This window comes from Lachnoanaerobaculum umeaense (genome assembly GCF_003589745.1).
GTDB classification, from domain to species: domain Bacteria; phylum Bacillota; class Clostridia; order Lachnospirales; family Lachnospiraceae; genus Lachnoanaerobaculum; species Lachnoanaerobaculum umeaense.
Genome location: NZ_CP032364.1, coordinates 837499 through 850394 on the forward strand (window position 1 = coordinate 837499; position 12896 = coordinate 850394).

Genomic DNA, 12896 nt, shown 5'->3' on the forward strand with positions numbered 1-12896 from the left:
GGTTATATGTTAACAGATATTGAAATTGCAAGAAGCATAAAAATGAAGAATATTGCTGATGTGGCAGGTGAATATGGAATATCTGCAGATGATTTGGAGATGTATGGTAAGTACAAGGCAAAGCTTAGTGAGGAATATCTGAAAGCACATGAAAATGGGAAAAAGGGTAAGCTTGTACTGGTAACAGCTATCAATCCTACACCCGCAGGTGAAGGAAAGACTACTACACTTGTAGGTCTTGGGCAGGCTTTTAAGGAGATGGGTAAGAATGCTGTAATAGCACTAAGAGAACCTTCTCTAGGACCATGCTTTGGTGTAAAAGGAGGTGCTGCCGGTGGTGGTTATGCTCAGGTAGTACCTATGGATGAGTTAAATCTACACTTTACCGGAGACTTTCATGCCATTACATCTGCCAACAATCTACTGGCTGCAATGCTAGATAATCATATACAGCATGGCAATTTATTAGGCATAGACACATCTGCCATCATTCATAAAAGATGTATAGATATGAATGACAGAGTGCTTAGAAATATAGTTGTGGGTCTTGGAAATAAGACAGACGGAGTTGTGAGAGAAGATCATTTTGTGATTTCAGTGGCTTCTGAGATAATGGCTATATTATGTCTTTCTAAAGATATGGATGATTTAAAAGAAAGACTTTCAAATATTATAGTGGCATATAATTTTAAGGGTGATCCGGTTTTTGCAAGAGATCTGAGGGCTGTAGGTGCTATGGCAGCACTCTTAAAAGATGCTATAAAGCCCAATATAGTACAGACTCTCAATCATTCATTGGCATTGGTTCATGGTGGACCGTTTGCAAATATAGCACATGGATGTAATTCCATTAGGGCCACAAAGATTGCTATGGGAATGGCTGATATAGCCCTAACAGAGGCAGGATTTGGTGCCGATTTGGGAGCAGAAAAATTCTTTGACATTAAATGTAGACAGGCCGGTTTTGCTCCTGACTGCGTGGTAATAGTAGCAACAGTAAGAGCAATCAAGTACAATGGCGGTGTGGCAAAGGAAGATCTTTCAAATGAGAACCTTGAGGCACTAAAGAAAGGTATTGTAAACCTTGAAAAGCATATAGAGAATATAAAACTTTTTGGTGTACCTGTAGTAGTTACTCTAAATAATTTTATCAGTGATACAAAGGCTGAAATAGAATTTATTAGAGAGTTTTGTGAAAGTAGAAATTGTGAGTTTGCCATATCTAAGGTATGGGAAGAAGGTGGTAAGGGAGGAATAGAGCTTGCACAAAAGGTTCTATACACTCTTGAAAACAAGGAAAGTAAATTTATTCCTCTTTATCCGGATGATATGGGCCTTGAAGATAAACTTTATACTATTGCAACAAAGATTTACGGTGCAAAGAATGTGACGTATTCACCTGCGGCAAAGAAGGCACTTGATAGAGCTAAGGCACTTGGATTTGACAAATTCCCGGTATGTGTGGCAAAAAATCAATACTCACTTTCAGATGATCCTAAGAAGCTTGGAAGACCACAGGATTTTGATATAAATGTGAGAGAAGTATATGTTAATGCAGGTGCAGGATTTGTAGTTGCGATAACAGGAAATATTATGACAATGCCGGGATTGCCTAAGGTTCCGGCAGCAGAAGCAGTTGATGTTGATGAGAATGGAAATATAGTGGGACTGTTCTAGTTTGTTCTAAGACTTGGCAAGCAGCTCTCAAAGGGAGAAGAAATGAAACTTATTGGAAATGCTAAAGAACTTGATATAGAGATATTATCAGGAGAATTGATTGACGATTTTTCTGATTTGGTATTCAATACAAAGAAGATAGTTAAAGACTGCTTGTTTGTATGTATAAAGGGTGCAAGATTTGATACACATGATGTTATTGACGAGATAGTAGAGCAAGGTGCAAAAGCTGTTATAGTGGAAAAAAATATAAAAAGGGATGATATCTGTGTAATAAAGGTAGCTGATACAAGGGTAGCATTGGCAAGACTCTCTGCCGCATTTTTCTCGCACCCGGCGAATAAGATGAAAATAATAGGCATTACCGGTACCAAGGGAAAGACTACATCGTCCCATATGTTAAAAAAGCTTTTAGAGCAGAATGCCAAGGTGGGACTTATTGGTACAAATGGAATAACTATTGGCAATACTCACAGAGCAACGTTAAATACAACGCCGGAGTCATATGAGTTACATAAGACTTTCAAAGAATGCCTAGACGCAGGTTGTAAGTATGTGGTTATGGAAGTATCTTCACAGGCGGTGAAGATGAAAAGGATAGATGGTATTCGTTTTGATACCGGAATCTTTACAAATATTTCTCCGGATCATATAGGCCCTGATGAACATAAGGATTTTGATGAGTATCTTATGTACAAGTCACTTTTCTTTAAACAATGTGACAGAACCATTGTAAATATTGAAGATGAGCATTCTGACTTTGTTTTGAAGCAGTCAACCTCGGTTGAAAAATATACATTTGGAAAAGGCGGAGATTTTGAAGCCAAGAATGTTGAATATATATCAAATAAGGATTTTTTGGGTACAAAGATAGATATAAACTGTTCCAATGATGTAGTAGACAAGTATTCTATAGCAAAGGAAGTGAAAGATATATATGTAGGAATTCCGGGAGAATTCAATGTTTCTAACGCAATATCTTCACTTGCTGCAGCTATTATTTGTGGTGTAAAAGCAGATAATTTAAAGTTGGCACTCAAAGATAGTAGGGTAAATGGAAGAATGGAGGTAGCATATACTTCTCATGATTTTAATGTGGTAATTGACTATGCTCATAATGCAATCAGCACAGAGAGTCTTATATATACTTTGAGACATTATAATCCTAAGAGACTTGTTATAGTATTTGGTTCAGGTGGAAACAGGTCTAAGGACAGAAGATATTCAATGGGAGAAATATGTGGTAAATTGGCAGATTTTTCAATAGTTACAGCTGACAATTCCAGATATGAAAAGACAGAGGATATTATTGCAGATATAATATCAAAACTTGAGCCTACAGGTGGAAAGTATATTACCATTCCAGACAGAAGAGAAGCTATTTACTATTCAATAGAGAATGCAAAGCAGGGTGATCTCATTGCTATAATTGGAAAGGGACATGAGGATTATCAGGAAATAAATGGGGTTAGAACTCATTTCTTAGATAGAGAAGTGGTAGATGAATGCTTGGAGAAGATGAATAGATGAAGAAAATTAGTTTAAAAGAACTTGCAGATGCCACAGGTGGAGAAATTATCAGTGGAAATGAAAAAGCCATATTTTCCAATATAGTAATTGATTCAAGGCAGGTGGATAAAAACAGCCTTTTTGTTCCTATAGTGGGTGAAAAGAATGATGCACATAAATTCTTAGATTCAGTCTATGAAATGGGATGTAGAGTGGCTATAAGCTCCAAAAGAGATATTTTTTTAAGAGAGGATTTTAATATAGTATTGGTGGATGATACTACCAAAGCTTTACAAAGTCTTGGGAAATATATAAGAAATAAACTTACATTGCCACTTGTAGGTGTGACCGGAAGTGTAGGTAAAACAACTACAAGGGAGATGGTAGCACTTGCACTCTCTGATTTAAAAGTTTTTAAAACACCAAATAATTTTAATTCACAGGTTGGTGTACCTATTACTCTAAGCAGAATAAATGATGAGGAGATAGGTGTCATAGAACTTGGAATGAGTCAATTTGGCGAGATGGAAAAAATTGCAGAAATAGTAAAATCTGACTGTGCCTTGGTTACCAATATAGGTACGGCACATATTGAAAACTTACATACAAGAGAGAACATAAGATCTGAGAAGTTCCATATAATGGATGGAATGAAAGAAGGCAGCGTGGTATTTTTAAATGCAGATAATGATTTGCTTGAAAATCCACCAAAAAGAGAAGGTATTATATATAAATATTTCAGTGCAAAGGGTAATACTGATTGTGATTTTTATGCTACTGATATAGTATTTGAGAATGCAATTCCTAAATTTACTGCTCATATAGGGGAGAACACAGTAAGGGTAAATTTGCATGTTTTTGGTGAGCATCAGATATCAAACGCGTTGGTGGCACTTGCTGTAGCAGACCATTATAAACTTTCAATAGAATCCGCTGCAAAGCATTTGGAAGAGTTTAGAGGATTTGCTCATAGACAGGAGCTTATAAAACTTAAGGGTTTAACAATTATAGATGACACGTATAATGCTTCACCTGATTCTATGAAGGCATCGATTTCAATATTGGAGGGATTTAAGGCAAATAGAAAGATTGCTATTCTTGCTGATATGAAGGAACTTGGAGCAGATGAGAGAAAACTTCATAGAGAAATTGGAGACTTTATCAATGAAAATGTGAAGCCGGATGCAGTATTTACAGTAGGCGAGTTGGCAAAAGAAATTTTATTAAATATTGATCCTTATGTATTTACCAAAAGCTTTGATGATAATGACAGTTTAGAAAAATTCATATCAGAATATTTTAAAGATGGTGATGTTTGCCTTTTGAAAGGGTCTAATAGTATGAAACTTTTTGATGTTGTAGAAAAAATAAAAAAATATGAAAAATTTATTTGCTGATATAATAATATCTAATACAAATGTGGACAGACCATTTACATATATTATTCCCCAAAGTCTGGGGGATAGTGTTAGTCTTGGCTGTCCTGTTTTGATTGAACTTAGAAGAAAAGTAAAAAAAGGTTATGTAATAAATATAAGAGAAAATACGGATTTAGACATTTCAAAGCTAAAGCCAATAATAGCTGTATCTGAAAGAGAACTCAGTACAGATGAGAACCTTTTGCAACTTGCTATATGGTTAAAACATAGGTATGGAGTAAGTTTTGCCAAAGCAATATCTACGGTTATGCCGGTAAAATCAAAGGCTGAAGAAAAACTGAATAATGAGATTTTTTTAAATATTGAATTAGATAGAATTGATAGCTTAAAAGAAGAACTTATAAAATTGAGGAAAACAGCCTGGGCAAGACTTTTAGAGGAATTAAAAACAAAACAGAGCTTGCCTCAAAGCTATGTAAATAAAGAATTGAAAATAACTTCTACTGTAATAAGAAGAATGGTTGAAGAAGGATATATTTCAGTGGGTATGAAAATAAAAAAGAATAATCCTTTACAGCCTGTACTTCGTTCTTTAGGAATAGAAAAATTTACGGAAATAGTAAAGTCAAAAGAGTATGTTTTAAATGAAGAGCAGGAAATTGCTATAAATACCTTTAAATCCGACTTTGATAATAATAAAAGATTTTCTTACCTTTTACATGGTATTACAGGCAGCGGAAAAACCCTTGTATTCATAAATATGATAAAATATGTAATAGAAAAGGGGTTTAAGGCGATAGTGCTTATACCGGAGATATCATTGACATATCAAACAGTATTTAGAATGGCGGAACATTTTGGAGATAGGGTGGCAATAATAAACTCCAAACTATCAAAAAATGAAAGATATTATCAATTTGATAGAATAAAAAATGATGATGCAGATGTTATAATAGGTCCAAGGTCTGCAATATTTGCCCCGATAAAAAAGTTAGGGCTTATAGTAATAGATGAAGAACATGACTCAGCCTACAAAAATGAGAATGTTCCTACTTTTAATGTCAGGGATGTTGCAGAGAAACTTGCAGAGATTACAAATGCATCTTTACTTCTGGCTTCTGCTACACCTACTCCTGAAACCTATAACAGAGCAGTGAATGGAGAGATAAAGCTTCTGAAGTTAAAAACAAGAGCGAAAAATACAGCTTTGCCAAAGGTGAGTATAGTAGATATGAGAGATGAATTAAAGCGAGGAAATAGAAGCATTTTCAGTGAAAAGCTTAGAACTCTTATAGAAGACAGATTAAAAAAACATGAGCAAGTGATGCTCTTTATGAATAGAAGGGGATATTCAAGCTTTGTATCATGTCGTTCCTGTGGCGAAGCAATAAAATGTAAGCACTGTGATGTTTCAATGACATTGCACAATACAAATAGACTTGTATGTCATTACTGTGGATATTCTATTGAATTGCCACATATATGTCCAAACTGTGGATCAAGATATATTGCTAACTTTGGTACAGGTACACAGAAGTTGGAGGCTATGACAAGGGAGGAGTTTCCTGATGCCAGAGTAATTCGAATGGATACGGACAGCACTTCAAAAAAAAATAGTGTAAATGATATGATAAGAAGTTTTGCAAAAGGTGATGCAGATATTCTGATAGGAACACAGATGATTGTAAAGGGTCATGACTTTTCTAATGTAACTTTGGTGGGAATTATGGCTGCAGATACTTCATTGTATGTAAGTAATTATAATAGTGCACAAAGAACATTTGAACTTTTGACTCAGGCAGCAGGACGAGCAGGCAGAGCAAAGGATGGGGAGGCGGTAATACAAACATATAAGCCTGAAAATTATGCAATAGTTGCAGCAGCTGCACAGGATTATAAAAAATATTTTGAGAATGAGATTGCATATAGGAAAATGGTGGGATATCCTCCGGAATGCCATATGCTTACAGTGATGTTCAGCAGTAAAAGAGATATGGAGCTGAACAAATGTGCAAATGAGATAGTAAAAAAAATCAAGGCAATTAGTGAATTCAAAAAAACTGTAGTAATAGGACCTACTGAACCGAGTATAAGCAGAGTTAAGGACTATTATAGAAAACTGGTATACATAAAAAATGTTAAGTATGATATACTTTTAGATATACAGGAAAAAATAGAAGAAAATTTAAGCCTTTACAAAAATGTAGGGGCAGTATATGACTTTAATTAAGGAGTTGGATATATGGCAATAAGAGCAATAAGAGTGATGGGTGACGGTGTACTTAATAAAAAGTGCAAAGAAGTAAAATCTGTGAATGATAGAACTCAGGTTTTGATAGATGATATGATTGATACTATGAGGGAGGCAAATGGCGTAGGACTTGCTGCACCTCAAGTAGGAGTTTTAAAACGTATAGTAGTAATAGAGATAGAGCCTGAGAATATATATGTTCTTATAAATCCTGTTATATTGGAGCAGGACGGTGAGCAAGAGGGATATGAAGGTTGTTTGAGTGTGCCGGGAAAGAGCGGTATAGTTAAGAGACCAAACCATGTTGTAGTAAAAGCATTTGACAGGGATATGAATGAATATACTTTAGAGGGTGAGGGCTTGATGGCAAGAGCTATATGCCACGAATGTGCACATCTGGAGGGCGAGTTATATGTGGATCTGGTAGAGGGTGAACTTATGGACAATGAGGAGCTGGAAAGAATGTATGAAGAAGATGAAGAAGAATAATTAATATATTTAGATAATATTATAAAATAATTACAAGGAAAGTGTGAAATGGCCGGGAAAGACTATAGAGAAGATAACAGTGTAAATTCGACAAGAAGTCAATACAGGAGTAGAAACAGGAATAGAAAGAATAATAATTTTAATGGTCTAATTATTCTTGCAATAATTTTGATTGGAGCAATTTTTGTGGGAAGTCGTTTTTTAATACGACATATGAAAAAAAATAATACAGTTGCTGCCACAAATAAGGGAGATGGTTCTATAAATACTGATAGCCTGGATACAAGCGTTGCTGTAGAAGAGGCGGAAAGTACATCATCAGCACTGGAAGTAGCATTGAATACAGCAAAAAAACAGGCTATGCAGTATGATTATGACGCTGCAATAGCCACTTTAAATGAGCTTAACATGCCTGATAATGCCGAAGTTACATCGGCTATAAGTGAGTATGAGGGAATCAAGGCAAATCTGGTACCTGCAAATATGGATGATATTACACATGTATTCTTTCATACTATGGTAGTTGATGTGGACAGGGCATTGAGGGATACACATCAGGGAAGACAGTGGAATTCAGTAATGACTACAATTCCTGAGTTTAAAGAAATACTACAGCAGATGTATGATAGAGGCTATGTAATGGTACATTTACATGATATAGCACAGATGCAGGATCAGGGTGATGGCACTATGAAAATGGTGAAAAATCAGATTATGCTTCCTGAGGGGAAAATACCTTTTGTAATGTCACAGGATGATGTAAATTATTATATCTATATGGAGAATCATGGTTTTCCTGATAAGATGGTACTTGATGAAAATGGTAAATTAAAAAACCAATATACAGATGCACAAGGAAATGTCACGGTAGGAGATTATGACCTTGTACCGATTTTGGATGCTTTTGTAGAGGAACATCCGGACTTTGCCTATCATGGTCATAAGGCTATTATTGCTTTAACAGGATATAATGGAGTGTTAGGATATAGAACAGATGAGACATTTGATCCAAATTCTCCTGCATTTGATCCTAATAATAAACCAAATCATAATATAGAAGAGGACAGAAGTACAGTAAGGACTTTGACATCAGCATTGAAACAGGATGGTTATGAATTTGCATCACACTCTTGGGGACATATTAACTTTAAGGGGCGTTCTTTAGGGATAATACAAAATGATACAGACAAATGGATCAGGAATGTAGGTCATCTTTTGCCGGACCCATGTGAAATATTGATTTATCCCTTTGGAGCAGATATTGGAGACTGGCATCCTTATCAAGCCGGTCATCAAGAGGGGAAGTTTGATTATTTGGAGAGTGTAGGATTCAGATATTTTTGTAATGTAGACTCAAAGAGAGCATGGCTACAATATGGTGATAATTTCTTCCGTCAAGGTAGAAGAAATTTGGATGGATATCGCCTGTATGAAGGCTATAGCGGAAAGGCGGATAGACTCTCTGATATAATAGATGTTACAAAGGTATTTGATACCAGTAGACCAACTCCTATAAACTGGGAGTAGGAAAGGAACGATTGATGAAAATAGTTTTTATGGGCACTCCGGATTTTTCCGTAGAGCCGCTTAATGCACTTGTAAAAGCCGGACATAATGTCAGTTTGGTGTTGACAAGAGAAGATAAGAAGAGAAATAGAGGCGAGCTTTCACCTACTCCTGTAAAGGAATTGGCAACAAAGCTTAATATACCGGTGCTTACTCCAACAAAGATGAGGGATGAAGCACTCATAGAAAGGCTAAAGTCTGAAAAGGCGGATTTCTTTGTAGTAGTGGCATATGGAAAGATTTTGCCGAAAGAAGTACTTGATATTCCAAGGCTTGGATGTATCAATATTCATGCTTCACTTTTGCCGGAATATAGGGGAGCTGCACCTATACAATGGTGTATTTTAGATGGTAAAGAGAAGACCGGTATTACCACTATGTTGATGGATGAGGGACTTGATACAGGAGATATTCTAAAACAGTATGAAATCAATATCGCAAAGAAAGAAACGGGTGGTTCTCTTTTTGACAGATTGGCAGTACTAGGTGGAGAAGCGATAGTGGATACTATTGATAAATTTGAAGAAATTACGCCTATTCGACAGGGCGAGGCTACCACGGATTACGCAAAAATGATTTCAAAAAGTATGGGAGAAATTGATTTTAATAAGTCTGCTACAGAGATAGAAAGACTTATCAGGGGAATGAATCCATGGCCAAGTGCTTATACCAAGTATCAAGGTAAGGTGCTAAAAATTTGGGAGGCGGATATAGCAGATGATATATCAGAATTACCAAATATAAACTTAAGTGAAAATTTCGGCAAAATATATAGCTTTAATGGTAAGATTTTTATAGTATGTAATCAAAGTATCCTTGAGATTATATCTTTACAATTGGAAGGTAAGAAAAGAATGAGTGCAAAAGATTTCCTTTTAGGTAGAGAGATAGAGCAGGGGTATAAGCTGGGATAACAGTAATAAGGAGGGACTTATGTACTACGGTTATGGTATTGATATAACATATGTTTTTGTAATTATTGGAATGTTGATAACATTAATTGCTTCATGGAGAATGAAAGCAACTTTTAAAAAATATGAAAGAGTGCCATCTGTATCCAACCTTACAGGTAGAGAAGTTGCAGAGAGAATACTCAGGGCAAATGGTATATATGATGTGTCTATAAGACCTATAGCAGGTAGACTTACTGACCACTATGATCCTAGAGATAAGACAGTAAGTCTTAGTGAGGCAATCTATGGTTCAACATCTGTAGCTGCTATTGCGGTAGCAGCACATGAATGTGGGCATGCTATTCAGGATAATGTCGGATATGTACCTCTGAATTTAAGGAGTGCATTTGTTCCGGTAGCAAACTGGGGCAGCAAACTGGCTTGGCCAATGATAGTTATTGGGCTTATCTTGGGATATGGTAATATGTCAAATCTTTTAATTCAAATAGGTATAGTAATGTATATGATGGCAGTTGCATTTCAGATAATAACATTGCCCGTTGAATTTGATGCTTCAAGAAGAGCAATGGTTGAGTTAAAGAGCAATAATATTTTACCGAGCGGTGAGGACAGTAGTGCAAGAAAGGTACTTTTTGCCGCGGCTATGACATATGTAGCTGCAGCAGCTGCAGGAGTATTGCAAATGATAAGACTTTTTCTTTTATTTAATGGCAGAGGTGGTAGAAGAAGAGGTTAAATATAATGGAAAAGACAAATATAAGGGCTTTAGCTTTGGAGGCTTTGATTCTTATAGATATAGAAAAAGAATATAGCCACAAAGTCATAGATATGGCCCTTGAAAAATATTCATATCTGTCAAAGTCAGATAGAGGTTTTTTTTCTAAGGTAGTTCATGGTGTAGTGGAGTACAGATTGCAGCTGGATTATATTATAAAAGAATATAATAATGCTAAAAGAATAAAGCCGGTAATAAGAGAGATACTTAGAATGTCAATCTACCAAATGCTATATATGGATAGAGTACCTGACAGGGCAATAATAAATGAGGCTGTAAATTTAGTAAAATCAAGAAAACTAATGGGATTAACAGGCTTCGTAAATGGTATTTTAAGAAAAATTGCCGGTGAGAAAGACAAGCTGAGATTTGATGATTTGAGTATAAAATATTCCATGCCGGAGCCTATATTAAATATAATAAAACATAATACAGATAAATATTTTGAGAAAACTCTGGAGTATTTTTTGTCTACAAAGCCGGTTTCAATAAGAGTGAACACATCAAAATCAAGTGTGGAAGATATAATAAAAGAGCTTGAATCAGAAAATATAAAGGTAGAGGTTTCAAATCTCAATGAAGAGGTATTATATATTACCGGGTTTGATAAGGTGGATGAGATATCTGTGATAAATTCCGGAAGATCCTATATTACAGATACATCATCATCTATGATATCGAAACTCATAGAAGCAGATAATATAAAGAAATGTGTTGATGTATGTGCGGCTCCCGGAGGAAAGTCATTTTTACTAGCAGATAAAGTAGACAAAGATGCCAATATTTTCTCATGTGATGTCAGCGAGAATAAGGTTGATATGATAAGAGAAAATGCTAAAGTGCAGGGGTTTTCAAATATTATTCCATTGGTTGCAGATGCCAGATACTTTGATGAAAGATTTATGGGTTCGGATTTGGTTTTGGCGGATTTGCCATGCAGTGGCATAGGCATAATTGGTAAGAAACCTGATATAAAATACAGACTGGAAGAAGATAGTATGATTTCTCTTTCAGCCTTACAAAAAGAGATACTTGATAATGTATCAAAATATGTGAAGAAAAATGGTGAATTAATATTTTCGACTTGTACTTTAAATAATGCTGAGAATGAAGAAAATATGTGCTATTTTTTGGAAAAACATAGAGATTTTAAATCAGTTGATTTGACAAGTAGGCTGGATGGTAAAATGGCTGAAAAACTTGATAAAACTGAATTGGAAAGAGGGTATTTGAAGTTGATACCCGGAAGAGATGACTGTGACGGATTTTTCATTGCAGTATTTAGGAGAGACAATGACTGATATAAAGTCAATGGATTTGGAAGAGCTGAAGACTTTTGTAAAGGAAGCAGGGGAGCCGGAGTTTAGAGCCGGTCAATTATTTGAATGGATACATAAATCATTAATAGAATCTTTTGATGAATGTACAAATATTTCCAAGGCTTTTAGAGAAAGACTAAAGAGTAGTGCAAACTTGACTATACTTAAACCTGTAGAGATTTTCAAGTCAAAACTTGATGAAACACAGAAATATCTGTTTGCACTTGAAGATGGAAATATAATAGAAAGTGTAAGGATGAAGTATGAACATGGCAATTCTGTATGTATATCATCACAGGTAGGATGCAGAATGGGGTGTAAGTTCTGTGCCTCTACACTTGATGGTTTGGTGAGAAATCTCACTGCTGCCGAGATGCTTGATCAGGTATATAGCATTAAAAAGTTTTTGGGAGAGAGAGTATCAAATATTGTAGTGATGGGTTCGGGTGAACCTATGGATAATTATGATAATATAGTTAAATTTGTAAAAATTATAAGCAGTGATAAGGGACTTAATATCAGCCAAAGGAATATTACAGTATCTACTTGTGGTATTGTTCCAAGGATAAGGGCATTGGCAGATGAGGGGCTAAGTATTACCTTGGCACTTTCACTACATGCACCTAATGACGATATAAGAAAAACGATAATGCCTGTTGCTAATAAGTATGCATTAAAAGATGTGATTTCAGCCTGTGATTATTATTTTAAAAAGACCGGAAGGAGAGTATCATATGAATATTCACTTGTGGCTGGAGTGAATGATAATATAAAAGAGGCAATGAATCTGGTAAAGCTGATAGGTGGAAGAAATGTTCATATCAACTTGATACCTGTAAATCCAATAAAGGAAAGAGATTTTAAACAATCGGATAAGCTTAAGATAAAAGCTTTTAAGGAGTTTTTGGAGAAAAACAAAATAAATGCTACGGTTAGAAGAGAGATGGGTAGAGATATAGAGGGTGCCTGTGGACAGTTAAGAAGGAGATTTATTCAATCTGAAGGGAATTCGTAAAA

10 protein-coding genes are annotated in these 12896 nt (G+C 35.4%); all 10 read left to right on the top strand.

The window, feature by feature from the left end; translation table 11 throughout:
- Positions 1-6: 6 nt before the first annotated feature.
- Genes D4A81_RS03790 through rlmN form a run of 10 tightly spaced genes read left to right on the top strand, consistent with a single transcriptional unit; the run spans position 7 to position 12894 of the window.
- Entirely contained in the window at positions 7-1677 is a 1671-nt protein-coding gene (locus D4A81_RS03790; RefSeq protein ID WP_111525651.1) for a formate--tetrahydrofolate ligase, read from the top strand.
- Positions 1678-1719: 42 nt separating this feature from the next.
- A complete protein-coding gene (locus D4A81_RS03795) occupies positions 1720-3207 on the top strand; it encodes a UDP-N-acetylmuramoyl-L-alanyl-D-glutamate--2,6-diaminopimelate ligase (protein ID WP_111525650.1) in 1488 nt (495 codons plus the stop codon).
- Entirely contained in the window at positions 3204-4583 is a 1380-nt protein-coding gene (locus tag D4A81_RS03800) for a UDP-N-acetylmuramoyl-tripeptide--D-alanyl-D-alanine ligase (protein WP_111525649.1), read from the top strand. Before D4A81_RS03795 ends, D4A81_RS03800 begins: the two co-directional genes overlap by 4 nt.
- Positions 4564-6795, top strand: a complete 2232-nt coding sequence (gene priA, locus D4A81_RS03805; RefSeq protein ID WP_111525648.1) for a replication restart helicase PriA — start codon at positions 4564-4566, stop codon at positions 6793-6795. Before D4A81_RS03800 ends, priA begins: the two co-directional genes overlap by 20 nt.
- A gap of 12 nt (positions 6796-6807) precedes the next feature.
- Entirely contained in the window at positions 6808-7305 is a 498-nt protein-coding gene (gene def, locus D4A81_RS03810) for a peptide deformylase (protein ID WP_111525647.1), read from the top strand.
- A 48-nt stretch (positions 7306-7353) separates the two neighbouring features.
- Complete coding sequence (locus D4A81_RS03815) at positions 7354-8832, top strand: polysaccharide deacetylase family protein (RefSeq protein WP_111525646.1); 1479 nt, start codon at positions 7354-7356, stop codon at positions 8830-8832.
- Positions 8833-8846: 14 nt separating this feature from the next.
- A complete protein-coding gene (gene fmt, locus D4A81_RS03820) occupies positions 8847-9785 on the top strand; it encodes a methionyl-tRNA formyltransferase (RefSeq protein ID WP_111525645.1) in 939 nt (312 codons plus the stop codon).
- 19 nt (positions 9786-9804) lie between these two features.
- Positions 9805-10521 carry a zinc metallopeptidase gene (locus D4A81_RS03825; protein ID WP_111525644.1) on the top strand — a complete coding sequence of 239 codons (717 nt, stop codon included), beginning with the start codon at positions 9805-9807 and terminating at the stop codon, positions 10519-10521.
- A 5-nt stretch (positions 10522-10526) separates the two neighbouring features.
- On the top strand, positions 10527-11861 hold the full coding sequence (rsmB, locus tag D4A81_RS03830; RefSeq protein ID WP_111525643.1) for a 16S rRNA (cytosine(967)-C(5))-methyltransferase RsmB: 1335 nt from the start codon (positions 10527-10529) through the stop codon (positions 11859-11861).
- Entirely contained in the window at positions 11854-12894 is a 1041-nt protein-coding gene (rlmN, locus tag D4A81_RS03835; RefSeq protein ID WP_111525642.1) for a 23S rRNA (adenine(2503)-C(2))-methyltransferase RlmN, read from the top strand. The genes rsmB and rlmN overlap by 8 nt, the downstream gene beginning before the upstream one ends.
- The last annotated feature ends 2 nt before the right edge of the window (positions 12895-12896 follow it).

Bases quoted from the DNA above. Each gene is read 5' to 3' on its own strand.
- D4A81_RS03800 (WP_111525649.1), top strand. From the start codon at position 3,204: ATGAAGAAAATTAGTTTAAAAGAACTTGCAGATGCCACAGGTGGAGAA.
- D4A81_RS03825 (WP_111525644.1), top strand. From the start codon at position 9,805: ATGTACTACGGTTATGGTATTGATATAACATATGTTTTTGTAATTATT.
- D4A81_RS03815 (WP_111525646.1), top strand. From the start codon at position 7,354: ATGGCCGGGAAAGACTATAGAGAAGATAACAGTGTAAATTCGACAAGA.
- def (WP_111525647.1), top strand. From the start codon at position 6,808: ATGGCAATAAGAGCAATAAGAGTGATGGGTGACGGTGTACTTAATAAA.
- fmt (WP_111525645.1), top strand. From the start codon at position 8,847: ATGAAAATAGTTTTTATGGGCACTCCGGATTTTTCCGTAGAGCCGCTT.
- D4A81_RS03790 (WP_111525651.1), top strand. From the start codon at position 7: ATGTTAACAGATATTGAAATTGCAAGAAGCATAAAAATGAAGAATATT.
- rlmN (WP_111525642.1), top strand. From the start codon at position 11,854: ATGACTGATATAAAGTCAATGGATTTGGAAGAGCTGAAGACTTTTGTA.
- priA (WP_111525648.1), top strand. From the start codon at position 4,564: ATGAAAAATTTATTTGCTGATATAATAATATCTAATACAAATGTGGAC.
- D4A81_RS03795 (WP_111525650.1), top strand. From the start codon at position 1,720: ATGAAACTTATTGGAAATGCTAAAGAACTTGATATAGAGATATTATCA.
- rsmB (WP_111525643.1), top strand. From the start codon at position 10,527: ATGGAAAAGACAAATATAAGGGCTTTAGCTTTGGAGGCTTTGATTCTT.